The sequence below is a fragment of the Halomonas sp. LBP4 genome, assembly GCF_003202205.1.
Lineage (GTDB): Bacteria > Pseudomonadota > Gammaproteobacteria > Pseudomonadales > Halomonadaceae > Halomonas > Halomonas flagellata.
Genome location: NZ_PDOG01000010.1, coordinates 52,288 through 78,243 on the forward strand (window position 1 = coordinate 52,288; position 25,956 = coordinate 78,243).

Below are 25,956 nucleotides of genomic sequence, written 5' to 3' on the forward strand. Positions count from 1 at the left end.
CCCGCTGCACGATCGAGCCCCACGACAGCCCTCAACGAGTGACGAAGCCCCGAACATGCACAAGCCGCTGCTGAACGCCGCCTTTAGCACCGCCATCGCCCTCGCCGGCACGACCGCCCAGGCCGAGGAGATCACCATTACCGACATCGCCGGCCGCCAGGTCACCCTCGACGCCCCCGTGGAGCGCATGATCCTCGGCGAGGGGCGCCAGATCTATCTGCTCGGCGCGCTGCAGCCCGAGGATCCCTTCGCCGGCGTGGTGGGCTGGCGGGAGGATTTCTCCCAGGCCGATCCGGACAACTACGCCGTCTACGCCGAGCGCTTCCCAGAGCTGGAGGAGATCCCCACCTTCGGCGGCTTCAAGGACGGCACCTTCGACGTGGAACAGGCCGCCGCGCTGGGGCCGGACGTGGTGCTGATGAACCTCGAGGCCAGGACGGCTACCGAGGACGCCGGCTACGACGACAAGCTCGCCGAGCTGGGCATCCCCATCGTCTATGTGGACTTCCGCGAGGACCCGCTCGAGCACACTCTGCCTTCCATGCGCCTGATGGGCCGGTTGCTGGGTGAGGAGGAGGACGCCGAGGCCTTTATCGCCTTCGCCGAGGCCCAGATGGCTCGCGTCACGGAGGTCATCGCCGAAGCGAATCCCGAGCGCCCCCGGGTCTTTGTCGACCGCGCCGGCGGCTATTCCGAGGATTGCTGCATGAGCTTCGGTCCCGGCAACTTCGGCGAGTACGTGGAGCTGGCTGGCGGCAGCAACATCGCCGACGGCATCATCCCCAACACCTTTGGCTCGCTGAACCCGGAGCAGATCCTCGCCGCCGACCCCGAGCAAGTGGTGGTCACCGGCGGCAACTGGGATGCCTACGTGCCCGGCGGCGATTGGGTCGGCGTGGGCCCCGGGGCCGATCTGGAAGCCGCGCGGGCCAAGCTCGAGGCACTCACCGAGCGCACCGCCATGACCGGCATCGCGGCCGTCGAGAGCGGCGACTTCCACGCCATCTGGCACCAGTTCTACAACAGTCCCTACTACTTCGTGGCCGTGCAGCAGTTGGCCAAGTGGTTCCACCCGGAGCTGTTCGCCGACCTCGACCCCGAGGCCACGATGACGGAACTCCACGAGCGGTTCCTGCCCGTGGACCCGGAGCCGGGCTACTGGATCTCCCTCCATGACCACTGAAGCGACCTCACCTACCGACGTTTCCCAGGGCCGCGGCTTCTACCACGCCCTGGTGTGGCGACGCCAGCTGATCCTCGGCGCCCTGGTGTTGGCGCTGTTCCTCAGCCTGTGTGTCGACCTCGCCCTGGGACCCGCTCGCTTCGGCCTGGGCGAGGTGATCGCCGCCCTCTTCACCCCGGATGCCGTCAGCCAGCAGGCGCGGGTGATCCTCTGGGAGATTCGCATGCCGGTGGCGCTGATGGCCCTGGCGGTCGGCGCCAGCCTGTCGGTCGCCGGCGCCCAGATGCAGACCATCCTCAGCAACCCGCTGGCCAGCCCCTTCACCCTCGGCATCTCCGCCGGGGCGAGTTTCGGCGCGGCCCTGGCGCTGGCCTTCGGCGTGGCGCTGATCCCCGCCGCCATCGAGTACGTGGTGCCGATCAACGCCTTCATCATGGCCATGCTGACCGCCTTTGCCATCCATGCGCTGAGCCTGAAGCGTGGGGTGACGATCGAGACCATCGTGCTGCTGGGCATCGCCATGGTGTTTATCTTCAACTCGCTGATGGCGCTGATCCAGTTCTTCGCCAGCCAGCAGGCCGTGGCCGCGGTGGTGTTCTGGACCATGGGCAGCCTGACCAAGGCGACCTGGCCCAAGCTGTGGGTTGCCCTGGGTGTCCTGGCGGCGGTGCTGCCGCTGCTGGCGCGCCATGGCTGGGCGCTCACCGCCATGCGCCTGGGCGATGCCAAGGCCGAGAGCATGGGCGTGAGGCCACGCGCCTTGCGCCTCGAGGTGCTGGTACTGGTGTCGCTGCTGGCGGCCATCGCCGTGGCCTTCGTCGGTACCATCGGCTTCATCGGCCTGGTCGGGCCGCATATCGCGCGCCTGCTGCTGGGCGAGGATCAGCGCTTCTTCCTGCCGGGCGCGGCACTCTGCGGTGCCCTGATCCTCTCCATCGGCTCGGTGCTGTCGAAGATCATCATCCCCGGCACCATCATCCCCATCGGGATCATCACCTCCCTGGTGGGCATTCCCTTCTTCCTGTTCCTCGTCCTCAGCCACAAGAAGGCCTCATGGTAACCCTGCAACTCGACCACCTGTCGGCCGGCTACGGCCGCCGCCAGATCCTGGCGGAAATCACCACCCCGCCCCTCGAGGGCGGCCAGGTCGTCGCCCTGCTCGGCCCCAATGCCGCGGGCAAGTCCACGCTCTTCCGGCGCATTCTCGGCCTGCTCAAGGGTGAGGGAGAGGTGCGGATCACCGGCACCCGCGCCGAGCGCCCCGTGGCCTACATGCCCCAGGACACCGGCGCCAAGGCGGTGCTGACGGTCTACGAATCGGTGTTGCTGGCGCGGATGCAGGGGCGCGGACTGAAGGTCCAGGCCGAGGACCTGGCGCAGGTCGACCGCGCCCTGGAGGAGTTGGGGATCGCGGCACTGGGCGAGCGCGATATCGGCGACCTCAGTGGCGGCCAGCGTCAACTGGTGAGCGCGGCCCAGGCCCTGGTGCAAGAACCCGAGATCCTGATGCTCGACGAGCCCACCTCGGCCCTCGACCTCAACCGCCAGATCGCTCTGCTGACGGTGCTGCGGCGCTTGGCCCGGGAGCGCAAGATGCTGATCCTGGTGGCGCTGCACGACCTGGGCCATGCCCTGCGCTTCACCGATCAGGCCATGGTGCTCGAACAGGGTCGCCTGATCGCCTGCGGGCCGACAGCGCGGGTCGTCACCCCCGAGCTCCTGCGCCGGGTCTACCGGGTGGAGGCCCGCATCGAGCCCTGCTCGAAGGGCCGCCCCCAGCTTATTGTCGAGCAGGCCGTCTAAGGCCCCGCCCCTCCAGTGCCGCCAGCCCCGCCCCGGCCAGCACCAGGGGCAGGGCCAGCAGGAAGCCAGAGGAGGGCGGCAGCCCGAAGATCGCCAGATCGGCCAGCACCGGCCAGATCAAGGCCAGGTATTCGAAGGGCGCCAGCCGCGAGGCCTCCGCATAGCGCAGTGCCAGGGTCATGCAGATATGCGCCGCCCCACCGAACAGCCCCGAGAGCACCAGCAGCCCCAGCTCCGGCCCCGTGAGCGCGGCCCAGCCCAGGGGCAGGGTGGCCAGCCCCGCCAATGCCGAGACCAGAATGAAGTAGAAGGCGATCGCCCCCGCCGTCTCCGTACGCGAGATGCGCCTCACCGTCAGCAGCGCCCCCGCCGATAGCAGCGCCGCGAGCACCCCCAGGGCGTACCCCATCACCGGCGCACCACCGGCACCGAGCCTGGGCAGCACCAGCACGGCCACGCCGACCAGCGCCAGCAACAGCGCCCCGGCACGATAGGGCGTGAACCGCTCCCCCAGCAAGATGACGCCACCCAGCGCCATCAATACCGGGGTCAGCTGCGCCAACAGCGTCGCCTCGGCCACCGGTAACAAGGCCACCGCCGCGAAGGAGGCGAACATCGCCGCCGCCCCGAGACCCGAGCGCAGCAGGTGCCCCGCCGGGCGACGGGTGGCCAGCCCGGCGGGAAACTCCCGCCGCCATGCCAGGAACACCACAATGGGCAGCAGCGCGAAGGCCGAACGAAAGAACACGGTCTGCCCCAGCGGGGACACCGTGCTGGTCGCCTTCACGCACACCATCATCGCCGTGAAGAGGATGCCCGACAGCAGCCTGAGCGTGATGCCGGCCAGCGGCCTATCGGTGAGGTCGTCCATGAACACCATTGCCTACAGAGCTGAGCGAAAAGGGGCATTCTCGCCCCATCATGCATCGAAAGCCATCGGCAGGGCCCGAACGGTGGCTCCTGGCTATTTCAGCAGCCCGTCTCCTGCTCGAAGGACACCTCCAGCGATACCGCACCGTCGCTGGACTGGAAGATCTGGATCTGCTGCATGAGCTCTCCCCTCTCGACCGGCGTGGTAACGTGACAGCAACACTGCACAGGGAATGAGGGAGACACCGCATGGTCGACGCGCTTGGCTGCTTGACACGCCTCAGGGTCGGACATAGGCGATGCCAGCCGGCCCTCAACAAGCCCTGCCTGCTGCTCGCTATCATATGCGAGATCCAGGCCGGCCATATCGCGTCGAACCCGATCACCATCGACTCTCGCCTGCTGGCCCGCTACCACGATCTCTATGAGCTACTCACGGGCGAGCGGCACAAGGCCAGCTCCTGGCTTCCCTTGTGGCACCTCTGCAGCGACAAGGGCCCGTCCGGCCCGCTCTGGTCGCCTGAATACCCGAGCGAGATCGCCTCACTGGCAGGTCAGTTGGGCCAGCCGAAGTCCCTGAACCAACTCCTGGGACGCTTCTCCTCTGCTCGACTGGATCCCGTGCTTTACTCGGCTCTCCAGGACCGCCAGACAGCCGAAGAGGCCTGTGCCCTGCTGGGCTCACGCTACCTGCCATCGGATCAAGCGGCCCAAGAGCGCCTTCGGGCCTATCTCGAGACGGCGCTGGCCAGCGGTGAGTACGAGCGACATCCCGAACGCCTGGTGGGTCGCGTCCAGGAGAGCCGCCAGCAGTATGCCCGCTCCGCCGCCTTTCGCTCCCTGGTACTGGAGGCCTACGACTACCGATGCACTGCCAGCCGCTTGCGTTATATCACCCCTGACTACCGCTACCTGGTGGAGGCTGCACACCTTATTCCCTTCGCCGAGAGCCAGGATGACCGTCCAGTGAATGGCCTGGCCCTTACCCCCAACCTGCACTGGGCCATGGACAACCACCTGATCGCCCCCGGCCCCGACCAGCTCTGGCACGTCAGCCCCACGGTGGACTCGCTGGTGGCGGATAATCAGTGGCTCTGCGAGTTGAATGGCAAGCCACTGGTATTGCCTCGTGATCCCAAGTGGCAACCCGACAGGGAGGCGCTGACGTGGCGCATGGATCATCTCCAGCGCTGAAGTCCGAACACAAAGGCCCCCGGCATCTGGCGATACCGGGGGCCTTTCGCTTCGGGGCGGAAGCCGGGAGGTTACGGCTTCATGTCCTCGAAGAACTTCTTCACGCCGTCGAAGAAGCTGGTCTTGCGCGGCGAGTGGCTGTTGCCTTCGCCGAGGCTCTCCTGGAGCTGGCGCAGCAGCTCCTTCTGATCTTCCTTGAGGTTGACCGGGGTCTCGACCACCACCCGGCAGAGCAGGTCGCCCGGGGGGCCGCCGCGCACCGGCTTGACGCCCTTGCCGCGCAGGCGGAACAGCTTGCCGGTCTGGGTCTCCGGCGGGATCTTCAGCTTGACCCGGCCGTCGAGGGTCGGCACCTCGAGCTCGCCGCCCAGCGCCGCGTCGATGAAGTTGATCGGCACCTCGCACTGCAGGTTGCGGCCGTCGCGCTGGAAGATGTGGTGCGGCTTGATGTGCACCTGGACGTAGAGATCGCCCGGCGGGCCGCCGTTGATGCCGGCCTCGCCCTCGCCGTTCAGGCGGATGCGGTCGCCGGTATCCACGCCGGCGGGGATCTTCACCGACAGGGTACGGGTCTCGCGTACCCGGCCCTCGCCGTGGCACTTGTGGCATGGCACCTTGATGTGCTGGCCGCTGCCGTGGCAGGTCGGGCAGGTCTGCTGCACGGCGAAGAAGCCCTGCTGCATGCGCACCTGGCCATGGCCGTTGCAGGTGGGGCAGGTCTCCTTGGAGGAGCCGGGCTCGGCACCATGGCCGTCGCAGCGCTCGCACTCGACGTGGCGCGGCACGCGGATGTCCACGCTGGTACCGGTCACCGCGCTCTCGAGGTCGAGCTCGAGGTTGTAGCGCAGGTCGCTGCCGCGGGCCGGCGCGTGGGGATTGCGGCGCCCGCCGCCGCCACCGAAGATGTCGCCGAAGACATCGCCGAAGATGTCGCTGAAGCCTCCGGCCCCGGCCCCGGCGCCACCGAAGCCGCCCGCACCGAAGCCGCCGGCCTGGCCGTCGACACCGGCATGGCCGAACTGGTCGTAGGCGGCGCGCTTCTCGCTGTCGGTCAGGACCTCGTAGGCCTCCGAGACCTCGCGGAACTTGGCCGCCGCCGTGTCGTCGTCCGGGTTGCGGTCCGGGTGAAACTTCTGGGCCAGGCGCCGATAGGCCTTCTTGATGTCCTTCTGGTCGGCCCCGCGCTCTACGCCCAGCACCTCGTAATAGTCTCGTTTGGACATGGGTCTGTCCGCCTCCGTAGCGACACCGCGGAAACACCAACGCGGGAGTCGGGCCCCCGCGCTGGCGTCATCCGTGGCTCAGATGTCGTGGTTTACTGCTTCTTCTGGTCGTCGTTGACTTCCTCGTACTCGGCGTCGACCACGTCATCTTCCTGCTTGGCGCCGGCTTCACCGGCCTCGCCCTCGGCCTGCTGCGCGGCCTCGGCCTGGGCGGCATACATCTTCTGGGCCAGGTTGCCGGAAGCCTCGGTGAGCTTGTCCAGCTTGGCCTGGATGGCGTCCTTGTCGTCACCCTTGAGCGCCTCCTCCAGCTCGGAGATGGCGGTCTCGATGGCCTGCTTCTCCTCGGCGCTGGCCTTGTCGCCGGCCTCCTCGAGGGTCTTGCGCGAGGCGTGGACCATGCCGTCGGCCTGGTTGCGCAGCGCCACCAGCTCCTCGAACTTCTTGTCCTCGTCGGCGTGGGCCTCGGCGTCGCGGACCATCTGTTCGATCTCCTCTTCGGTCAGGCCGCTGGAGGCCTTGATGACAATCGACTGCTCCTTGCCGGTGGCCTTGTCCTTGGCGGAGACGTGCAGGATGCCGTTGGCGTCCAGGTCGAAGGCGACCTCGATCTGCGGCACGCCACGCGGCGCCGGCGGGATGTCGGCCAGGTCGAAGCGGCCCAGCGACTTGTTCTGGCCGGCCTGCTTGCGCTCGCCCTGCAGCACGTGAATGGTCACGGCAGTCTGGTTGTCGTCCGCGGTCGAGAAGGTCTGGGTCTTCTTGGTCGGGATGGTGGTGTTCTTCTCGATCAGCGGGGTCATCACGCCGCCCAGGGTCTCGATGCCCAGGGTCAGCGGGGTGACGTCGAGCAGCAGCACGTCCTTGACGTCGCCGCCCAGCACGCCGCCCTGGATCGCCGCGCCCACGGCCACGGCCTCGTCCGGGTTGACGTCCTTGCGCGCTTCCTTGCCGAAGAAGTCGGCGACCTTGGCCTGCACCATGGGCATGCGGGTCTGGCCGCCGACCAGGATGACGTCGTCGATCTCGGACGCGGACAGCCCGGCATCCTTGAGCACGGCCTTGCACGGCTCCATGGAGCGCTGCACCAGCTCCTCCACCAGCGACTCCAGCTTGGCCCGGGTCACCTTGACGTTGAGGTGCTTGGGCCCGGTGTTGTCGGCGGTGATGTAGGGCAGGTTGACGTCGGTCTGCTGGGCGCTGGAGAGCTCGATCTTGGCCTTCTCGGCGGCTTCCTTGAGGCGCTGCATGGCCAGGTTGTCGCCGGACAGGTCGATGCCGCTGTCGGCCTTGAACTGGTCGACCAGGTAGTTGATCAGCTTGAGGTCGAAGTCCTCACCGCCCAGGAAGGTGTCGCCGTTGGTGGCCAGCACCTCGAACTGGGTCTCGCCGTCGACGTCGGCCACCTCGATGATCGAGATGTCGAAGGTACCGCCGCCCAGGTCGTAGACCGCGATGGTCTTGTCGCCGCGCGCCTTGTCCATGCCGTAGGCCAGCGCCGCCGCGGTGGGCTCGTTGATGATGCGCTTGACCTCGAGGCCGGCGATGCGGCCGGCATCCTTGGTGGCCTGGCGCTGGGAGTCGTTGAAGTAGGCCGGCACGGTGATCACCGCCTCGGTGACTTCCTCACCCAGGTAGTCCTCGGCGGTCTTCTTCATCTTCTTCAGCACTTCGGCGCTGACCTGCGGCGGGGCCAGCTTCTTGCCCTTCACCTCCACCCAGGCGTCGCCGTTGTCGGCCTCGGTGATCTTGTAGGGCACCATCTTGATGTCCTTCTGCACGACATCGTCCTTGAAGCGACGGCCGATCAGGCGCTTGATGGCGTACAGGGTGTTCTCGGGGTTGGTGACCGCCTGGCGCTTGGCCGCCTGACCCACCAGGATCTCGCCGTCGTCGGTGTAGGCGATGATGGACGGCGTGGTACGCGCGCCCTCGGCGTTCTCGATCACCTTGGCGCTGTCGCCTTCGAGCAGGGCCACGCAGGAGTTGGTGGTCCCCAGGTCAATACCGATGATGCGTCCCATAGGAAATCCTCGAAAGTCGTTGCAGAGTTTCTGAAAGTCGCGTTCTGCGGCCTTCGCCGCGGAGTTGTCGTCTATCTGGGGGCCGCTCGTCGCTTTTCAAGACCCGCCGCCCCCATTTGTTGCTCGCCGTCAGTCGGCGGCCTGGCTGACCACCACCATGGCGGGGCGCACCAGGCGACCATTGAGCAGGTAGCCCTTCTGCATCACCTCCATCACGGTGTTGGGCTCGAGCTCGGGGTTGGGCACCATGGCCATGGCCTCGTGGTACTGCGGATCGAAGGGTTCGCCATGGGGCTCCACCACCTCGACGCCGAACTTGCCGAGCACGTCGTGCTGCATCTTCAGCGTCATCGAGACGCCCTCGCGGTGGGCCTCGGTGGCGTCCTCGCCCATGGCCTCGAGCGCCTTCTCCAGGCTGTCGACCACCGGCAGCAGCTCCCTGACGAACTTCTCCAGGGCGAACTTGCGCGCCTTCTCGGCCTCCTGCTCGGCACGACGGCGCACGTTCTGCGCCTCGGCGGCGGCACGCAACGCCTGGTCCTTGGCCTCGGCCACGCTCTGCTCGAGCTCCTCGACGCGGGCCGCCAGCACCTCGGCCTCCGGATTGTCGGAGGACTCGGCCTCCCGTGCGACCTGCTCGGCCTCTTCGGCCCCTTCGATGGCGTCCTCCAGCTCGCCCTCCCGCGGCTGGGGCTCGGCCTCCTCTTCCTGGCGGGCGAGTTCCTCGTCAAGCGGGGTCTGGGGGTCTTTGGCCATGTGTGTCTCCTGAAATGCCGCTCTTGAATGCTGAGGGGCGACGCGCGCGCCGCCCGCGGGGAGTGTCGAAACATCTTCGCAGTCTGCGGGGATATATGGGGCTGGGTGCGCCGAACTCAAGTCGTGACAACGACAAGGCACTCATCGAGGGCGCCGACGTGCATTGTCGGCCCCCCTGGACTACTGTATAAACGCACAAGACGTGTACGGATAGACAGTGGTTTCGGACGGGCCCCGGGGAGGCGTCATGCTGACAGAGCTTGCCATTCGCGACTTCGCCATCGTCGATCACCTCGAGCTGGAGCTGGCCACCGGCATGACCGCCATCACCGGCGAGACCGGCGCCGGCAAGTCGATCCTGCTCGGCGCCCTGGGGCTCTGCCTGGGCGAGCGCGCCGATGCCGCCAGCGTGCGACACGGCCGCGAGCGCGCCGACCTCTCGGCCCGCTTCGACATCCGCCAGTTGCCCGCGGCGCGAGCCTGGCTCGAGGAGCGCGAGCTGCCGGCGGACGACTGCCTGCTGCGCCGGGTGGTCACCGCCGCGGGCCGCTCGAAGGCCTGGATCAACGGCCAGCCGGCCACGGTGGCCGACCTCCGAGCACTTGGCGAGCGGTTGATCGAGATCCATGGCCAGCACGCCCACCAGGCGCTGCTGCGCGAGGAGACCCACCTGCGCCTGCTCGACGACTTCGCCGGCCAGCGCGAGGCCGTGGCGGCCCTGGGCGAGACCTTCCGCCGCTGGCAGGCGGCCCGGCGCCGGCTCAAGCGGCTGGCCGAGGACGGCGACGAGCTCCAGGCACGCCGCCAGCTGCTGCGCTACCAGGTCGAGGAACTCGATCAGCTGGCCCTGGCGGAGGACGAGCTCAAGGGCCTGGAAGCGGAGCAGGAGGAGCTCGCCCATGCCGAGGAGCGCCTGCGCGAGGCGCAGTTTGCCGCCGAGTGCTGCGACAACGACGAGGGCGGTGCCACGACCCTGCTGACCCAGGCGATCAACCGGCTCTCGGCGCTGCCCGGCAGTGACCGCGGCTCCCTGGCCGAGGCGCTGGCCATGCTGGGTGACGCCCGCATCCAGGTCGAGGAGGCGGCCCGCGAGCTCAACCACTTCGCCGGCACCACCGAGCTCGACCCGGAACGCCTGGCCTGGGTCGAGGAGCGCCTCGGCGAGGTGCACCGCATCGCCCGCAAGCACCACGTGATGCCCGAGGAGGTCGTCGCGCTGCACCGCCGACTGCAGGCGGAGCTCGAGGGGCTGGAGGGCGGCGAACAGGACCTGGAGACGCTCTCCGCCGAGGTCGACGCCCTGCGCGATGCCTGGCGCGAGCAGGCCCGCCGCGTGGGCGAGGCGCGGCGCCGGGCGGCCGAGCGCTTCGGCAAGGCGGTGCAGGAGCAGCTGGCCTTCCTGGCCATGGACAAGGCGCGCTTCGCGGTGGAGGTGGAAGCCCGCGACACCCCGGCCGCGGAAGGGCTCGAGGGGGTACGCTTCCTGATCAGCGCCAACCCCGGCCAGCCGCCGCGGCCGCTGGCCAAGGTCGCCTCGGGCGGCGAGCTGTCGCGTATCAGCCTGGCGATCCAGGTGGTGGCGGCACGCCACTCGACCATTCCCTGCCTGGTGTTCGACGAGGTGGACGTGGGGGTCTCGGGCGCCACCGCCGAGATCGTTGGCCAGCTGCTGCGCCGGCTGGGCGAGCAGGGCCAGGTGCTGACCGTCACCCACCTGCCCCAGGTGGCCGCCCAGGCCCACCACCACCTGCATATCGAGAAACGGGCGAAGCGCGACACCACCCTGACCCGCATGGCGCTGCTCGACGAGGCCGGCCGGGTCGGCGAGCTGGCGCGCATGCTGGGTGGCGTCAACCTCTCCGACCATACCCTGGCCCACGCCCGGGAGATGCTCGACGCCAGCCAGCGCGCCCATCACTGACCACGCCGCCCCGGGGCTCCCTCCCGGCGCCGGAACGAACACGGCCCCGATCGATGACCGGGGCCGTGTTCGTGTTCGGGGTGCTGCACTCAACGCCGCGTGCGATCACTTCTTCGGATGGATGCCTTCCTGGCGGGTCGCCTTGGAGCCCTTGGGGCGCACATAGAGCACCAGCGCATGGTCGACGAGCTCGAAGCCATGCTCCTCGGCGATCTCCTGCTGGCGACGCTCGATGGTCTCGTCGAAGAATTCGATGATCTCGCCGCTCTCGAGGCAGACCATGTGGTCGTGATGCTCTTCCTGGGAGAGCTCGAACAGCGCGTGGCCGCCATCGAAGTTGTGGCGAATCACCAGGCCGGCCGATTCGAACTGGGTGAGCACGCGGTAGACGGTGGCCAGGCCCACGTCCTCACCGGCCTCCAGCAACGCCTTGTAGACGTCCTCGGCACTCAGGTGGTGCTGTCCCGGGGCATTCTCCAGGATCTGCAGTATCTTCACGCGCGGCAGGGTCACCTTCAGACCGGCCTTGCGTAGTTCATGGTTCTGGTCGGCCATGGTCGCTCTTCGCAGTATCGGGTAGGGTCGGGTATGATCGACCGAATCCACGATAGTGAATAACAGGCGAAAATGCAAAAGTTGACTGGAATCGTCACCCTTTCGGCCATCCTGCTGCTGAGCAGCGGCTGCAGCTACTTCGGCGTCTACAAGCGCGACATCCCCCAGGGCAACCTGGTGACGGCCGAGATGGTCGAGCAGCTCCAGCCCGGCATGAGCCGCGAGCAGGTGGTCCGCGTGATGGGTCGTCCGCTGCTGGAGGCCCCCTTCGATGCCAACCAGTGGGACTACGTCTTCCGCCTCGACGAGGCCTATGGGGGCGTGGACAGCCGCCGGGTCACCCTGACCTTTGCCGGCGACCGCCTGGCCAATATCGAGCGCGAGGGTGACCTCAGTGGCGATATCGAGCTACGCTCCGTCGAGGGCGCCGCCCCGCTGGAGGCCATGCCGGCGCCGCAGCCGCAACCCCAGCAGGAGGCCGGCGGCCCCCTGCCCCCGGGCGGCGCGCCTTTCGCCCCCTGATCCGTAGTCGACACCTGACGCCCCGGCGCCGAGCCTCCTCGGCCCGGGGCGTCAGCGCTTGGTGCGGGCACGTTCGGCACGCGCCGCCTTGGGGTCGATCACCAGCGGCCGATAGACCTCGACGCGATCACCGGCCCGCAGCACCTGGTGGTCGGGGTCGCGCAGCGGCTTGCCGAAGATCCCCAGGTCCGCCTCGCCGAAGGTCGAAGGCGGCAGCTCGGGGAACAGCGTCTCCAGCCCGGCGAGCCGGACGGCCTGGCGGGCCGTGGTGCCCTCCGGGACGGCGAGGGTGACGATGCGCTGCCGCTCCGGCAGGGCGAAGGCCACCTCGACCTCGATCTCAGTAGCGGCCATAGATGTCATCGGCACGGCGGGTGAAGGAGTCGACGAGTTGCCCGGCCACCTGCTGGAAGAGCCTGCCGAAGGCCATGCCCAGCAGGCGGCTGGCGAACTCGAACTCCATCTCCAGGCTCACCTTGCAGGCATTCTCGCCCATGGGGGTGAACAGCCAGCGACCGCGCAGCCGCTTGAAGGGGCCGCTGACCAGCGACATCTCGATGCGGTCGGGCTCGATCAGGTCGTTACGGGTGGCGATGCTCTGCTCAATGCCGGCCCGCCCCAGGGTCATCTCGCCGATCAGGTGGGAGTCGTCGCGCTCGATCAGCCGCGCGCGCCGGCACCCGGGCAGGAACTCCGGATAACGCTCGAAGTCGTTGACCAGGTCGAACATCTCCTGAGGGGTGTGCCGCACCATGGCGGACCGATTGACCGTTGGCATTGAGCTCTCCGCTGACTTCACAGTGCCCAGGGCGTATCATGAGCCGTTATTTCGGGCCTTGAATGGTATCACGCTTCCCCCCATGTCGGAGGGGAGCCGCCATCGGCAGAACACGACACGAGGTTTCATGGCCAACAAGAAAGGCAAGGGCAAGGGGCCCGGCAGCAACGTCATCGCCTTGAACAAGAAGGCGCGCTTCGAGTACCACATCGACGAGACCTTCGAGGCCGGCCTGGTGCTGGCCGGCTGGGAAGTGAAGAGCCTGCGCGCCGGCAAGGCGCAGCTGACGGACACCTACATCCTGATCAAGGATGGCGAGGCCTGGCTGCTGGGCAGCCATATCATGCCGCTCAACACCGCCAGCACCCACGAGGTGGCCGACCCCACCCGCACCCGCAAGCTGCTGCTGCACCGCAAGGAGATCGCCCGGGTCTTCTCGCGGACCCAGGACAAGGGGCACACCTGCGTGCCGCTCAAGCTCTACTGGAAGGGCAACCGGGTGAAGTGCGAGCTGGCGCTGGTGACCGGCAAGAAGCTGCACGACAAGCGGGCCACCGAGAAGGACCGCGACTGGCAGCGGCAGAAGGGACGCATCATGCGGGAACAAAACAAGGCCTGAGGTATCACAGTACGGCACATCCTGATAGGATGGGCGTTACGGGGGCGACATGGTTTCGACGCTGGTGACAACCCCTGCGGTGCATGCCGAGAGCGTGATGTATCTCGTAAATCCAACATCACGACTAAATAGTCGCAAACGACGACAACTACGCTCAGGGCGCGCTGGCAGCTTAAACGCTGTTAGCTTCTAGCCCGGCCCGAACGCGATGTGCCCATTCATCGCCGACGGGATATGAGCCAAGACTGATGGGATCGCGGTTGGTGGTGTCCTCTCGCCAATCGCTAAACTTGACGAGGAATCGCGTTGCTGGATCCTGCCCGTCGGAGCCAGTAGCGTTAAAGCAAAAGACGGACCTAAGCATGTAGAGCCAATGGGCGAGTGCCGGCGGACGCGGGTTCGATCCCCGCCGCCTCCACCAATCAAGCAAGCGAATCAAGCACCTACGGGTGCTTTTTTCGTTTCTGGACACAACCCTGCAATCCTCCTGCGCCCGGTGTCCGGCGCTCACGGAAGCCGCTCGCCGTGGGGAGCCTCCACTCCGCGGCCACTCCCCCTCGACCTTCGCCTCACCCTTGACGCGAAAAGCACTTGATACCAGCCTCAGGGGAAGCCATTATCAGCGCCCACTCGCCGGCCCAGGCGAGCGTGAGACCGGGGTGGCATCGGGTCCGGACGCGCCGAGGCGCTCCAATTACCGATAAGACCCTACCATTGTTGATATTTTCCCGATCTGGATTCGATACCCCATGAGCAAAGTCCTGATTGTCGGCGCCGGCGGCGTCGGTGGCGTCGTCACCCACAAGTGTGCCCAGCATCCCGAGGTCTTCAGCGAGATCATGCTGGCCAGCCGCAACGAAGCGAAGTGCAAGGCGATCGCGGCCCAGCTGGACCGTCCCATCCAGACGGCCCGGGTGGATGCCGATGACGTCGAGGCGCTGGTCGCACTGATCGAGTCGTTCCAGCCGGACGTGCTGATCCACGTGGCCTTGCCCTATCAGGACCTGACCATCATGGAGGCGTGCCTGCGCACCGGCGTGCCCTATCTCGACACCGCCAACTACGAGCACCCCGACGAGGCCAAGTTCGAGTACAAGGAGCAGTGGGCCTTCCAGGAGCGCTACGCCCGCGCCGGCAACATGGCCACCCTGGGCTGCGGTTTCGACCCGGGCATGACCAACATCTACTGCGCCTATGGCCAGAAGAACCTGTTCGACGAGATCCACCGGATCGACATCCTGGATGCCAACGGCGGCGACCACGGCTACCCCTTCGCCACCAACTTCAACCCCGAGATCAACATTCGCGAGATCACCGCGAATGGCCGCTACTGGGAGAAGGGCGAGTGGAAGGAGACCGCGCCCCTGGCGGAGAAGCGCACCTTCGACTTCGACGGCATCGGCGAGAAGGACCTCTACCTGCTCTACCACGAGGAGCTCGAGTCTCTCAGCCAGAACATCAAGGGCTTGGAGCGCATCCGCTTCTGGATGACCTTCTCCGAGAAGTACATCACCCACCTCAAGGTGCTGGAGAACGTCGGCATGACGCGCATCGAGCCGATCGAGGTGGAAGGGTGCAAGATCGCCCCGCTGCAGTTCCTCAAGGCGGTGCTGCCCGACCCGGCGTCGCTCGGGCCGCGCACCAAGGGCAAGACCAACATCGGCGTGATCCTCGACGGCATCAAGGACGGCAAGCGGCGCAAGGTGCACATCTACAACATCTGCGACCACCAGAAGTGCTATGAGGAGGTCAAGTCCCAGGCGATCTCCTACACCACCGGCGTGCCGGCGGTGACCGGCGCCATGCTGATGCTCCAGGGCATCTGGAAGGGCGAGGGCGTGTTCAACGTCGAGCAGCTCGACCCGGACCCCTTCATGGAGCGTATCGGCGACATGGGCCTGCCGTGGCAGATGGTAGAACTCGACCCCGACGCCGACCCGCTGGCCTGATCCACGATGGCAGAACCGACCTATCCGTTCGACATCCACGCCTGCCCCTCGCCGGCCTACGTGGTGGATGACGCCCTGCTGCGCCGCAACCTGGACCTGCTCGGCGAGGTCCAGGAGCGCAGCGGTGCCCGCATCCTGCTGGCCCTGAAGGGCTTCGCCATGTGGGACTGCTTCCCCATGATCCGCGAGTACCTGATGGGCACCACCTCCAGTGGCCAGGACGAGGCGCGCCTGGGGGCGGAGACCTTCGGCGGCGAGGTGCATGTCTACTCGCCGGCCTTCACCGAGCCGGAGATGGAGGTGGTGCTGCGCTACGCGGACCACCTGAGCTTCAACTCGCCGGGGCAGTGGCGGCGCTTCCGCAGCCGGATCGCGGGGGCGCCGCGCCGGGTCTCCTGCGGGCTGCGAGTCAATCCGGAGCACTCCACCGGCGCGGTACCGCTCTACGACCCCTGCGCCCCGGGCTCGCGACTCGGCACCCGGGCCGTGGACCTCAGGCCGGATGACCTCGAGGGCCTCGAGGGGCTGCACTTCCACACCCTGTGCGAGCAGAACAGCGACGCCTTCGAGGAGACCCTCGCGGCGTTCGAGGCCCAGTTCGGCCGCTATCTGCCCGCCATGAAGTGGATGAACTTCGGCGGCGGGCACCATATCACCCGCTCGGACTATGACGTGGAGCGGCTGGTGCGGGTGGTTCGCGACTTCCGTGCTCGCTACCCGCACCTCACGGTTTACCTGGAGCCCGGCGAGGCCATCGCCCTGAACACCGGCTACCTGGTGTGCACGGTGCTGGACATCGTCGAGAACGGCGGCCCCATCGCCATCCTCGACACCTCGGCCACGGCCCATATGCCGGACGTGCTGGAGATGCCCTACCGACCGGAGATCATCGGCGCCGGCGAGCCCGGCGAGAAGGCCCACACCTATCGGCTGGGCGGCCTGACCTGCCTCGCCGGCGACGTGGTGGGCGAGTACTCCTTCGATGCCCCCCTGCAGATCGGCGACCGGCTGGTGTTCACCGACATGGCCCACTACACCATGGTCAAGACCACCACCTTCAACGGCATCCGCCTGCCGTCGATCTGCCGGATCGACGAGGCGAGCCGCCAGGTGCGCACGGTGAAGACCTTCGGGTATGTGGACTATATGCAGCGGCTTAGCTGATACGGCCCTCGCTGCTGTCCGGACGGCTGCCGCCATGCCCCATGGCAAGGCCGGCCGGACACCCAAGGCACCCCCGGGTGCCTTTTTCATCTCTGCCCCCGGCGCGGCTCGAGCCGCTGGCCGAATCGCTGACCGCCGACTATGGGGTAAAGCGCCGGGACGACCTGACGCTGCTCACGGTGCGCCACCCCGAGAAGCCGCTGCTGGACGCCCTCGCCAAGGACCGCGAGATCCTCGTCGAGCGGCACAACCGTGACACGGCGCGGCGGCTGTTTAGAAGCGCCCAGTGCCCCGAGACCTGGCATATCCCTTCCTAAGGCCCGGCGCCTTCGCCAAAGGTGCGAGTGCCGCACAAGCGGGCGTATGCGAAGGTAAGGGGCAGATAGCGCTAGTGACTAGCCGCCAGGAACCCAGCCCATGCCCCATTCCATCACCTTCAAGGCCGCCGACGGCTTCCGCCTGCATGGCCACGAATGGCGCCATGCGCAAGCGGATCCATCGCGCCCCGTGGTGGTGATCAATCCGGCCACCTCGGTGGCCAGCCGCTATTACCACCGCTTCGCCGCCTACCTGCACGAGCACGACATGGACGTGGTGACCTACGACTACCGCGGCATCGGGGCCTCGCGCCCGCCGGCCTCGCTGCGCCGACTCAAGGCCAGCTGGTTCGACTGGGGCGAGCAGGACTGCGAGGGCGCCCTGCGCCATGCCAGGGCGCAGTTCCCCGGCCAGCCGCTCGACGTGGTGGCCCACTCGATCGGTGGCTTCGCCCTGGGCCTGGCGCCGTCCAATGTCGAGGTGCGCCGGGTAGTCACCATGGGGTCGCAGTTTGCCTACTGGCGCGATTATCCGCCCGAGCTGCGGCGTGGCATGCTGCTCAAGTGGCACCTGGCCATGCCGCTGCTGGCCGTGGCGCTGGGCTACGTGCCCGCCAAGCGCCTGGGCTGGATGGAGGACACCCCGCGCGGGGTGGCGCTGGACTGGTCGACCATGCGCCCCGGCTTCGAACGCAACTTCCGCCACCGCTCGCCGCAAGGTGCGCGGCTCGCCAGCCAGCGGCTCGAGCGCTTCGCCGGGCTGCGCGCCCCGCTGCTGGCCCTGAGCGTCACCGACGACCCCTTCGGCACCGAAGCCGCCATCGAGCGCCTGCTCGGCTACTACACCTCGAGCCCGCGCACCCACCTGCGCCTCGCCCCCCAGGACATCGACGCCGCGCAGATCGGCCACTTCGCCTTCTTCCACGACCGCTTCCGCGACAGCCTCTGGCCAATCGCCCTGGAGTGGCTGACCCAGGAGGCGCTGGCGGAGATGCCACGGTCCAGGGCCATCCACGACTTCGAATCATCATCATCTCGATTGACCACCCACTGCACCACCGTCATTCGCTGAGGTAGCGCTTCCGGTAGCCGCCGGGCGTCACACCCACGACCCGCTTGAAGGCGGTGTTGAAGTAGCTGGGATGGCGATAGCCCACCTGCTCGGCGATCTCGGCAACGCTCAGCTGCGTGTTGATCAGCAGGGACTGGGCCTCGCCGACCCGACGCCGGATCAGGTAGTGGATGGGCGAGCAGCCGACCGCGGCCTTGAAGCGGTGGGCGAGATGATAGGGACTGACCTTGAAGCGCTGGGCCATGACCTGCAAGTCGATCGCCTCGGCGTAGCGCTCGTCAATATAGCGCCTGACCTCCTGGCCGAGGTCGTAGCCGGGAGACTCGAGCCGCGGCTCGGGGCGTTCGAGCAGGCGCCCCACCAACTGGATCAGCGCCTGCAGCAGATGATGGCAGACCTCGGCACTGCCGCCCTGCCCCACCTGATCGTAGAGCAGCTGCATGAGGCCCTCGAAGGCGGCATGGTGCTCGCCACTGGCCAGCACCGGGCTGCCCTGCTCGGGCACCAGGTGATTGACCGGCAATCCCCTGAGCTTGAGCCCCCGGAAGCCGCAGCAGTAGGCGACGATGCCAACCTCGGGCCGAGCGGACTCGTCGTGGAGGATACCGCTGTTGTAGATCAGCACGTCGCCCCGGCGGGTCCGGTACTCGTGCCCGCCGATGATATGGGTCCCCTGCCCCTCGCGGATGAAGACGATCTCGGCACGGTCGTCATGGCGATGCATGGCCCGGGGCATGGCGCTCTGGGTGCCCTCGGCCCTGCACATATAGAGCAACTCGGCGGGATGCTCGACGATCAGCGAGCTGCTGGCGCCAGGCCTCATGAACCGCTGGATCACCGGTGCCCCTCCGCAATGGCGACGTTCACCGGTCATCTTCGCGCATCCCCGGCGTCGCCTGCCAGCCCGCCGGCTTCCTCCCGGGGCGGGCCGGCATGGACCATCAGGCATAGTCGACCCAGACCGCCCCGGCATCGGCGGAACGCACGCAGTTCTCCACCCAGCGCACACCCTCGACCCCGGCATCGATGTCGGGGATCCCCAGCGCCTCGACGGCCGTGGTGTCGCCGCGATCCATCGCCTCCATGGCCAGCGCGAAGCGGTAGTAGAGATTGGACCACGCCTCGAACAGCCCCTCGGGGTGGCCGGCGCCGATGCGATCGTCCTCCCGCGCCTGTGGATAGAGGTAGTCCATGCCGCGCTCCAGTATCCGCACCGGCTCGCCCTGCACCTCGTAGCGCAGCTGGTTGGGGTGCTCGTCCCACCACTCGACACTGGCCCGGGAGCCGATGACCCGCACCTTCTGGCCGTGCATGGAGCCGGCATTGACCGCCGAGGTCCAGAGGTGGCCCATGGTGCCGCCCTCGTACTCCATCAGCACGTAGGCGTTGTCCTCCAGCGGCGCCCGGCTCGCCACGAAGCTCTGGCGCGAGCACAGCAGCCGCTTGATCCGGAGTTCCGGCAGCATCATCTCGGCGATGTAGTAGGGGTGGGTCGCCAGGTCCCCGAGCACGTAGCTGGGCCCTGCGTAGCGCGGATCGACCCGCCATCGGGTGCCGGGGTTGGCCTGCTCGACGGCCTCGCTGTGGAAGCCATGGGCGAACTGCATGTGGACCATGCGGATCTCGCCGAGGTCGCCGTTGGCGATCATCTCCCGCGCCTGGCGGATCAGCTGATGCCCGGCGTAGCCATAGGTCACGCCGACGATGCGTCGCCGCTCCTGGGCCAGGGCGCGGAGTTCCTCGGCCTCATCCACGCTGAAGCACAGCGGCTTCTCGCAGACCACGTGCAGCCCGGCCTCCAGCGCCGCCTTGCAGATGGCGAAGTGGGTGCTGTTGGGCGTGGCGATGGAAACCGCCTGGATACCGTCCTCGCGCCTGGCCTCCTCGGCGAACAGCGTCTGGTAGTCCGAATAGCAGCGCTTGGGCGCCACCCGCAGCGACTCGCCGAAGTCGCGCCCCCGAGCCGGGTCGATGTCGAAGGCGCCGGCCACCAGTTGGAAGCTGTTGTCGCGCAACGCCGCGCAGCGGTGGCTATAGCCGATCTGGCTGCCGCGGCCGCCCCCCACCATCGCCCAGCGGATCGGGGCTGTGACTTTCAGGTCACCCTGGATCATGGTCATGTCTCCTGTGTTAGAGGCTGGCCTGGAAGCCCTGGCCCTTCAGGTATTCGAGACTCGCCGTCACATCGGCGAGGCTGCCGTCGGCATCGCGCGGATCGCGCTCCTGCTCGATGGTGATGTAGCCCCGGTAGTCGATCTCGGTGAGCAGCCGGTAGATGCCGTCGTAGTCCACGATGCCCTTGCCGATGGGGCACATCACCCCCTGGGCGCAGGCATCGAAGAAGTCCACCTGCCGGGCCATGACCTCGTCGAAGATCTTCGGCTCGATGTCCTTGAAGTGCAGGTAGTCCATCCGGTCGGCGTGCTCGCGGATCCACGTCACGGGATCCATGCCCGAGTAGTGGAGGTGGCCGGTATCCAGGCACAGGCCGGCGGTCTCGTAGGGAATCTCCTCCATCAGGCGCAGGATCTCGTCCTCGAACTCGATGTAGCCGCCGGCATGGGGGTGGATGACGGCGCGGATGCCGTACTCGCGGCGGGCCAGCTCGGCGATGGTGCGGATATGCCCCATCATCGTGGCCCACGGGTCATCTTTCAGGCGCGGCGCCTTGTCGGGATGGCCGGCATAGCGGCTGCGCTCGGCATGCACGTGGTCGATCACCACCAGGTAGGGAGCCGGGTAGTGCTGGCCCGGTTCGCGCGGCAGTTCCGGCAGCTGTTTCAGGAAGGCGCAGATCTCGTGGGTCTGCTTGACCAGGCTGTCCCGATTGGCCGGATCGACCAGGTCGTCGAAGATGGTGCCGGCGACCACCTTCAGGCTGCGCTCGTCCAGGGCCTTGCCCAGCAGCTCCTTGTCGGGGGGCAGGTAGCCGTAGGGGCCCAGCTCCAGGCCCTGGTAGCCCGCCTGGGCGGCCTCGTCCAGGACCTTCTGCCAGGGCGGCAGATGGGGGTTGTTGACGTCGTCGACGCCCCAGCAGCAGGGCGCGCTGGCGATTCGCATGCTCATGTGGATGGCTCCTATTGCTCTTGTCATGGGGGCTGGGGCTATGCCCGAGCGACCCCCATTACAACAGGCCTCCATCAGCCCCAGTTTCATATTCTTGCGATTTCTTTGCCCCTCCACTCAGCCGACGACCAGCAGCAAATCCGTCAGGTAGAGGGCTGGCGGCGACGGCCGTCCCCGCCGGGTACAACCGATTTAATTTTCTTGTGACAGATAGGCGGCACCGGGACAGCGAGTCCCGGAAAAGCATGGCGGCCCGGGGTGCGCCCGGGCCGCCATGGTAATGTGGAGGCAAGCGCATACGAGAAACGCCGAACTCTTTGACGCGGTGATTCAGCATAGGTGCCATGCACAACGCCAGGCGCCGGGTTCGAGAACCCGACGCCTGGCGTCATCGCTTGGCATGAGCGACTCAGTTGCGCCCCAGGTACTCATCTATGTTGTCAGGGGTCACCAGTTCAAAGGGAACCCACACTGCGTTGTCGACCTCCTCGCCTTCGATCAGCCGGCGCAGGGTGTCGACGGCGCCCTCGCCCTGGGCAGCGCCGTTCTGGAAGACCGTGACATCCAGCTCGCCGGCCTGCATGGCGGCAAGAGCGTCGCTGGTCGCGTCGATACCCGCTACCACGACATCGTCCATGTCATAGCCCATATTCCGCAGCGCCTGGATGGCACCGATGGCCATCTCGTCGTTGTTGGCAATCACCGCATCGAATTCGATGCCCGACGTCAGCCAGTTGGTCATCAGGTCGTTGGCCTCGATGCGCTGGTAGTCGGCTGCCTGCTGTTCGACGATCTCGAGCCCGCTGCACTCGGGCGTGGCAATGACGTCATGCACGTCCTGAGTACGCACCTCGGTGGCAATGTCTCCCAGAGTGCCCATCATCACGAGCAGCTTGCCCTCCCCGCCGAGCAAGCGACAAACCTCCTGAGTCTGCAGGGTACCGGACTCCTTCTCGTCGGAGCCGACGAAGGCCTGGTTGTCGGGAAGAGAGTCGATATCCATGGGCTGGCGGTTCACATAGACCAGCGGAATACCCGCCTGCTCGGCGGCGCGGGTCATCGCCTGCGTGGAGTCCGAATGCACCGGCTGGACGATGATGCCGTCGACGCCTGCCGCGATGAAGTTCTGCACCTGGCTGAGCTGGCGGCCGATATCGTCGCGGGCATCCTCGACACTCACCTCCATGCCCTTTTCCCCGGCAGTTTGCTCCATACTCTCGCGCACGCCGATGGCGAAGCGATCATCGAGGTTGAAAAAGCTGGCACCGATATTGAGATCGGCGGCCAGCGATGGGGCACTTATCAGAGCGGCGGCGAGCGGAATGATGGCAAACTTTTTCATGGTTGTACTCCTTGTAATATGTCGGCTTGAGTAACGGTGTTACTTACTGATGGTCTGCTGAAGGGCGTCGATGGAGGACTGGATACCGGCCTCGGTGGACATGGTGAAGTCTTCCATCTCGAGACTGACCCAGTCGTTGTAGCCAATCATGCGCACGACGGAGAAGAACTCCTTCCACCACTGCAGGTCGTGACCGGCGCCCACGGCGACGTAGTTCCAGGCGCGGTTGGCCACGTCGGTAACGTCACGCAATTCGAGCAGGCCATTCACCTCGGCCAGGCCACGTTCAATGCGGGTGTCCTTGCCATGCACATGGTGGATCGCCTCGCCCAAGGCGCGGGCCCCGGCGATCGGGCAGGCCCCTTTCCAGAACAGATGCGACGGGTCGAGGTTCATGCCAACCCTGGGCCCCACTTCATCGCGCAGCCGGAACAGGGTCTCGGGGTTCCACACCAGCATGGCGGAGAAATTCTCGAGCGCGACTTTCTCGACGCCCACTTCCTCGGCGAGCCTGACGAGCCCATGCCAGTAGGGGAAGGCACAATCTTCCCACTGGTAGCGATCACGCTCGGGCATCTCTTCGGGCCAGCTCTTGGTGTAGACCAGCCAATTCGGGACCATGTCGCCCGGCGCCGCGGGCGGCAGACCGGACATGGTCACGATCTTCTTCACGCCGATCTCGCCGGCCAGGCGGATGGTCTGCTCGATCTCCTGGCGGTGGCGCTCGCCCAGCGCGCCGGGATCGAGCGGGTTGCCCGAGCAGTTGAGCGCGGCGATCTCGAGGCCCCGGGCCTCGATTTCATTCAGCTTCTTCTTCAACAGGCTCTTGTCCGCCAGCAGTTCGTCGGCGCGGAAATGCGGTGCCGGCGACCAGCCGCCGCCGGTCATCTCGACGCCTTCGACGCCGAGTTCCACGCATTTGTCGAGCATCTCGGTGAAGGAGAGATCGCCCATGACATCGGTACAGATGGAAAGCTTCATTGTCGTAACTCGCGTTGTCGGTGATCGATACGCCCCAAGAGCTTCAGTAAAACCACATCAATGGGATGGGCTGTTAGTCGCTCTAAAGTCGGTGCGTCACTTGCTGTTTATTCGTAATGGACCCAGGTAGCGCCGCTGTCGGCCGAGCGCACGCAGTTCTCGAGCCAGCGCACCCCTTCGGTGCCGGCCTCGATGCCCGGGTAGTGGTGGGTCTTCAGGAAGGCGTCGTCACCGCGCTGCTTGGCGTCGATGGCCTGGGCGATCCACAGGTAGATGTTGGCCCAGCTGTCGCCGAGACCTTCGGTGTGCAGCGCGCCCATGCGATCGATCGCCAGGCTTTCCTCTTCGAGATAGGGCATGCCGTGGTGCAGGGTGCGGGGCGGCTCACCCTGCACTTCGTAGATCAACTGGTCGGGATGGGAATCGGACCACTCGAGAGAGGCCTTGGAGCCGACGAAACGGTAGCGCTGGGAGCCCATGTAGCCGGCGTTCACCGACGACACCCACAGGCGGCCACGGGCGCCGTTATCGTAGTGGGTCAGCACGGTCGCGTGGTCTTCGAGCGGCGCGCGGGTCGGAATGAAGGCCTTGCGGTCGCAGAGCAGCTTTTCGATCTTCATGTGCGGCAGCACCACCTCGGAGAGGTAGTAGAGGTGCGTACCGATATCGCCCAGCACGAAGGTCGGGCCCGCGGTTTCGGGGTTGGTGCGCCATTTCACGGCCTCACCTGCATCCGCATCGTCGCCCGAGTTGAAGCCATGGGTGTATTGCATGTCGACGATGCGGATCTCGCCCAGCATGCCCTTCTTGACCATGGCGGCCATCTGGTGGACCAGCGGGTGGCCGGTGAAGCCGTAGGTGACGCCCACGATCAGGCCCTTGTCCTCGGCCAGCCTGGCCACCTCTTCGCACTCGGCGACGGTGAAGAACAGCGGCTTTTCGCAGATCACGTGCAGACCCGCTTCCAGGCAGGCCTTGGTGATCTCGTAGTGGGTGAAGTTGGGCGTGGCAATCGACACCACCTCGACGCCATCTTCGAGCTCGGCCTCGCCGGCAATCAGGTCCAGATAGGTCGCATAGCAGCGATCCTCGTCGACCCCCAGGTTGGTGCCGAAGTCTTGGCCGCGCTCGGCTTCCAGGTCGAAGGCGCCGGCAACCAGTTGGTAGGTACCGTCCCGCAGGGCGCCGGTGCGATGCTTGTAGCCCACCTGGCCGGTGCGGCCGCCTCCCACCATGCCCCAGCGTAGGGGCCGTTCGATCTTCTTCTCACCGTTCAGCATGTCATCTTTCCTCGTTTGTCGGTTGTTGTACGTCGATCACCTAGCGCTCGGCCCTCCGCCTCTTGCACCCGGTTGCAACTCGTCGCAAAAAAATAGGCCAGCCTCATGTCCTACTACCTGGCTCCTGCCTGGCCTCGCCACCTGTGCTACCCTCGAAGGAGTTTTGCACCCGGTTGCAACCCAGACTAGAATGGAATGAAAATTCCGTCAAGGAGGAAGAATGAGCAAAAAGTCTAAAGACAAGGAAGCAACGAACGGCACCTACAAGGTGACCGCCAGCGACGTGGCCCGGCGCGCCGGCGTTTCCAAGTGGACCGTCTCGCGGGCCTTCACCGAGGGCGCCTCGATCTCCCCCAAGGCGCGAGAGCGTGTCCTCGAGGCGGCGGAAGCGCTGGGGTATCGGCCCAACCTACTGGCGCGCGGCCTGACCAAGCGTCAGACGCGCATCGTGGGCCTGGTGGTGGACGAGATGGACAACCCCAACATGCTGCTCCTGTTGAATGAGGCAAGCCTGCAGCTGCAGCGACGGGGCTTCCTCTCCATGCTTCTCAATATCACTGGTGATGGCCGCCAAAGTGCGACCATCTCGCTGGCCGACCAGTTCCAGGTGGACGGCCTGATCTTCCTAGGTACCGTGCTGACCGATGAGTTGATCAACCTGGCCCGGGATATCCGCCACATTCCGCTGGTGGTGCTCTACCGCAACTGCGAGGACCCCGATATCCAGGTCGTCTCCACGGATGGCTATGCTGCCGGCCGAGAGATCGCCGAGTTACTCGTCGCCCAAGACTATCGACGCATCGGTTATATGGCCGGCCCGGCCAGCGAGTCGACTCGCCTACGCCGCCTCGCCGGCTTCCAGGAGGGCCTGGTCCCGCACGGCGTGAACGCCATCGAGGTGCTGGAAGCGGGGCATTACCGACGCGACCGGGGATTCGCCACCCTGGCGGCCTACCTGGATGCCACCCCCCCGGGTGAACGCATCGAGGCGCTCTTCTGCGAGAACGACATCCTGGCCATCGGCGCCCTGGACGCCCTCTCGGAACGCGGGCTGGACGACCGCCTGGCGATCGTCGGCTTCGACGATATCGAAATAGCCGCCTCGCCGCATTACGCGCTGACGACCTACCGGCAACCGCGGCAGGCGCTGGTGGCAGAGGCCGTTCGCCGAGTGGTCGATCGGCCTGAAGCCGATAACCACCACCTCCAGCGTGGCGAATTGATACTGCGTCGTTCCCACCTCATCGGCACAAAGACGACCGCGTAAGAACGCCGGAGCCTCAGGCCCCAGCGTTTCGCTGTCACCAGCTTCCCGCGGAGCGGGATCGACTCAGTGC

General features: G+C 66.6%; 25 protein-coding genes and 1 other RNA gene. 13 read left to right on the forward strand and 13 right to left on the reverse strand.

The features are described 5' to 3' along the window. The first annotated feature begins 55 nt into the window (after positions 1 to 55). The 3 genes from CR157_RS20845 to CR157_RS20855 are packed head-to-tail and all read left to right on the forward strand — an operon-like array spanning position 56 to position 2,986. A complete protein-coding gene (locus CR157_RS20845; RefSeq protein WP_110285442.1) occupies positions 56 to 1,183 on the forward strand; it encodes an ABC transporter substrate-binding protein in 1,128 nt (375 codons plus the stop codon). After that, positions 1,173 to 2,243 carry a FecCD family ABC transporter permease gene (locus tag CR157_RS20850; protein WP_110285443.1) on the forward strand — a complete coding sequence of 357 codons (1,071 nt, stop codon included), beginning with the start codon at positions 1,173 to 1,175 and terminating at the stop codon, positions 2,241 to 2,243. Before CR157_RS20845 ends, CR157_RS20850 begins: the two co-directional genes overlap by 11 nt. Next, positions 2,237 to 2,986 carry an ABC transporter ATP-binding protein gene (locus tag CR157_RS20855; protein WP_110285444.1) on the forward strand — a complete coding sequence of 250 codons (750 nt, stop codon included), beginning with the start codon at positions 2,237 to 2,239 and terminating at the stop codon, positions 2,984 to 2,986. The genes CR157_RS20850 and CR157_RS20855 overlap by 7 nt, the downstream gene beginning before the upstream one ends. On the opposite strand, the gene CR157_RS20860 is transcribed toward CR157_RS20855, so the two are convergent. Further along, positions 2,964 to 3,857, reverse strand: a complete 894-nt coding sequence (locus CR157_RS20860) for a DMT family transporter (RefSeq protein WP_110285487.1) — start codon at positions 3,855 to 3,857, stop codon at positions 2,964 to 2,966. The two genes, CR157_RS20855 and CR157_RS20860, sit on opposite strands and share 23 nt — an antisense overlap. Positions 3,858 to 4,105: 248 nt before the next feature. Here CR157_RS20860 and CR157_RS20865 point away from each other — a divergent pair, with 248 nt between their 5' ends. Further along, the gene (locus CR157_RS20865) at positions 4,106 to 5,050 is read left to right on the forward strand and encodes an HNH endonuclease (protein WP_110285445.1); all 945 of its coding nucleotides are present in this window, start codon (positions 4,106 to 4,108) and stop codon (positions 5,048 to 5,050) included. Between the two features lie 71 nt (positions 5,051 to 5,121). Here the strand turns inward: CR157_RS20865 and dnaJ are convergent, their stop codons facing one another. The 3 genes from dnaJ to grpE form a co-directional block, all read right to left on the reverse strand. Further along, complete coding sequence (gene dnaJ, locus CR157_RS20870; RefSeq protein WP_110285446.1) at positions 5,122 to 6,273, reverse strand: molecular chaperone DnaJ; 1,152 nt, start codon at positions 6,271 to 6,273, stop codon at positions 5,122 to 5,124. A 92-nt stretch (positions 6,274 to 6,365) separates the two neighbouring features. Beyond that, positions 6,366 to 8,297, reverse strand: coding sequence for a molecular chaperone DnaK (dnaK, locus tag CR157_RS20875; protein WP_110285447.1), 1,932 nt, complete (start codon positions 8,295 to 8,297; stop codon positions 6,366 to 6,368). 129 nt (positions 8,298 to 8,426) lie between these two features. Continuing rightward, positions 8,427 to 9,053, reverse strand: coding sequence for a nucleotide exchange factor GrpE (gene grpE / locus CR157_RS20880; protein WP_110285448.1), 627 nt, complete (start codon positions 9,051 to 9,053; stop codon positions 8,427 to 8,429). Positions 9,054 to 9,300: 247 nt separating this feature from the next. Here grpE and recN point away from each other — a divergent pair, with 247 nt between their 5' ends. Then, positions 9,301 to 10,974 carry a DNA repair protein RecN gene (gene recN, locus CR157_RS20885; protein ID WP_110285449.1) on the forward strand — a complete coding sequence of 558 codons (1,674 nt, stop codon included), beginning with the start codon at positions 9,301 to 9,303 and terminating at the stop codon, positions 10,972 to 10,974. A 105-nt stretch (positions 10,975 to 11,079) separates the two neighbouring features. On the opposite strand, the gene fur is transcribed toward recN, so the two are convergent. Further along, positions 11,080 to 11,529, reverse strand: coding sequence for a ferric iron uptake transcriptional regulator (fur, locus tag CR157_RS20890; RefSeq protein ID WP_110285450.1), 450 nt, complete (start codon positions 11,527 to 11,529; stop codon positions 11,080 to 11,082). Between the two features lie 72 nt (positions 11,530 to 11,601). Between fur and CR157_RS20895 the strand changes: the two genes are divergently transcribed. Further along, the gene (locus tag CR157_RS20895) at positions 11,602 to 12,051 is read left to right on the forward strand and encodes an outer membrane protein assembly factor BamE (protein WP_110285451.1); all 450 of its coding nucleotides are present in this window, start codon (positions 11,602 to 11,604) and stop codon (positions 12,049 to 12,051) included. 51 nt (positions 12,052 to 12,102) lie between these two features. Here the strand turns inward: CR157_RS20895 and CR157_RS20900 are convergent, their stop codons facing one another. Together CR157_RS20900 and CR157_RS20905 are read right to left on the reverse strand one after the other, a co-directional pair. Further along, positions 12,103 to 12,405 carry an RnfH family protein gene (locus tag CR157_RS20900; RefSeq protein WP_110285452.1) on the reverse strand — a complete coding sequence of 101 codons (303 nt, stop codon included), beginning with the start codon at positions 12,403 to 12,405 and terminating at the stop codon, positions 12,103 to 12,105. Further along, positions 12,392 to 12,829, reverse strand: coding sequence for a type II toxin-antitoxin system RatA family toxin (locus CR157_RS20905; protein WP_110285453.1), 438 nt, complete (start codon positions 12,827 to 12,829; stop codon positions 12,392 to 12,394). Before CR157_RS20905 ends, CR157_RS20900 begins: the two co-directional genes overlap by 14 nt. 127 nt (positions 12,830 to 12,956) lie before the next feature. Here CR157_RS20905 and smpB point away from each other — a divergent pair, with 127 nt between their 5' ends. From smpB to CR157_RS20935, 6 genes are all read left to right on the forward strand, one after another. Next, the gene (gene smpB, locus CR157_RS20910; protein WP_110285454.1) at positions 12,957 to 13,448 is read left to right on the forward strand and encodes an SsrA-binding protein SmpB; all 492 of its coding nucleotides are present in this window, start codon (positions 12,957 to 12,959) and stop codon (positions 13,446 to 13,448) included. A 40-nt stretch (positions 13,449 to 13,488) separates the two neighbouring features. Beyond that, positions 13,489 to 13,869: a transfer-messenger RNA gene (gene ssrA / locus CR157_RS20915) on the forward strand. A 328-nt stretch (positions 13,870 to 14,197) separates the two neighbouring features. Next, the gene (locus CR157_RS20920) at positions 14,198 to 15,397 is read left to right on the forward strand and encodes a saccharopine dehydrogenase family protein (protein ID WP_110285455.1); all 1,200 of its coding nucleotides are present in this window, start codon (positions 14,198 to 14,200) and stop codon (positions 15,395 to 15,397) included. Positions 15,398 to 15,403: 6 nt separating this feature from the next. Then, complete coding sequence (gene nspC, locus CR157_RS20925) at positions 15,404 to 16,561, forward strand: carboxynorspermidine decarboxylase (protein WP_110285456.1); 1,158 nt, start codon at positions 15,404 to 15,406, stop codon at positions 16,559 to 16,561. Positions 16,562 to 16,638: 77 nt separating this feature from the next. Continuing rightward, positions 16,639 to 16,878 carry a hypothetical protein gene (locus tag CR157_RS20930; protein ID WP_110285457.1) on the forward strand — a complete coding sequence of 80 codons (240 nt, stop codon included), beginning with the start codon at positions 16,639 to 16,641 and terminating at the stop codon, positions 16,876 to 16,878. Between the two features lie 100 nt (positions 16,879 to 16,978). Continuing rightward, positions 16,979 to 17,950: an alpha/beta hydrolase family protein gene (locus CR157_RS20935; protein WP_110285458.1), complete on the forward strand. Its 972-nt coding sequence runs from the start codon at positions 16,979 to 16,981 to the stop codon at positions 17,948 to 17,950. On the opposite strand, the gene CR157_RS20940 is transcribed toward CR157_RS20935, so the two are convergent. The 6 genes from CR157_RS20940 to CR157_RS20965 form a co-directional block, all read right to left on the reverse strand. Beyond that, entirely contained in the window at positions 17,940 to 18,824 is an 885-nt protein-coding gene (locus tag CR157_RS20940; protein ID WP_181422135.1) for a helix-turn-helix transcriptional regulator, read from the reverse strand. The two genes, CR157_RS20935 and CR157_RS20940, sit on opposite strands and share 11 nt — an antisense overlap. 67 nt (positions 18,825 to 18,891) lie before the next feature. Continuing rightward, positions 18,892 to 20,064: a Gfo/Idh/MocA family protein gene (locus tag CR157_RS20945; protein ID WP_110285460.1), complete on the reverse strand. Its 1,173-nt coding sequence runs from the start codon at positions 20,062 to 20,064 to the stop codon at positions 18,892 to 18,894. A 16-nt stretch (positions 20,065 to 20,080) separates the two neighbouring features. Further along, positions 20,081 to 21,016: a TIM barrel protein gene (locus CR157_RS20950; RefSeq protein ID WP_110285461.1), complete on the reverse strand. Its 936-nt coding sequence runs from the start codon at positions 21,014 to 21,016 to the stop codon at positions 20,081 to 20,083. Positions 21,017 to 21,425: 409 nt separating this feature from the next. After that, positions 21,426 to 22,358, reverse strand: a complete 933-nt coding sequence (locus CR157_RS20955; protein WP_110285462.1) for a sugar ABC transporter substrate-binding protein — start codon at positions 22,356 to 22,358, stop codon at positions 21,426 to 21,428. A 39-nt stretch (positions 22,359 to 22,397) separates the two neighbouring features. After that, positions 22,398 to 23,339: a sugar phosphate isomerase/epimerase family protein gene (locus CR157_RS20960; protein ID WP_110285463.1), complete on the reverse strand. Its 942-nt coding sequence runs from the start codon at positions 23,337 to 23,339 to the stop codon at positions 22,398 to 22,400. Positions 23,340 to 23,446: 107 nt separating this feature from the next. Next, positions 23,447 to 24,619 carry a Gfo/Idh/MocA family protein gene (locus CR157_RS20965; RefSeq protein WP_110285464.1) on the reverse strand — a complete coding sequence of 391 codons (1,173 nt, stop codon included), beginning with the start codon at positions 24,617 to 24,619 and terminating at the stop codon, positions 23,447 to 23,449. A 220-nt stretch (positions 24,620 to 24,839) separates the two neighbouring features. Between CR157_RS20965 and CR157_RS20970 the strand changes: the two genes are divergently transcribed. Next, positions 24,840 to 25,886 (forward strand): LacI family DNA-binding transcriptional regulator, encoded by a 1,047-nt coding sequence (locus CR157_RS20970; protein ID WP_110285465.1) that lies wholly within the window; start codon positions 24,840 to 24,842, stop codon positions 25,884 to 25,886. Positions 25,887 to 25,956: the final 70 nt, after the last annotated feature.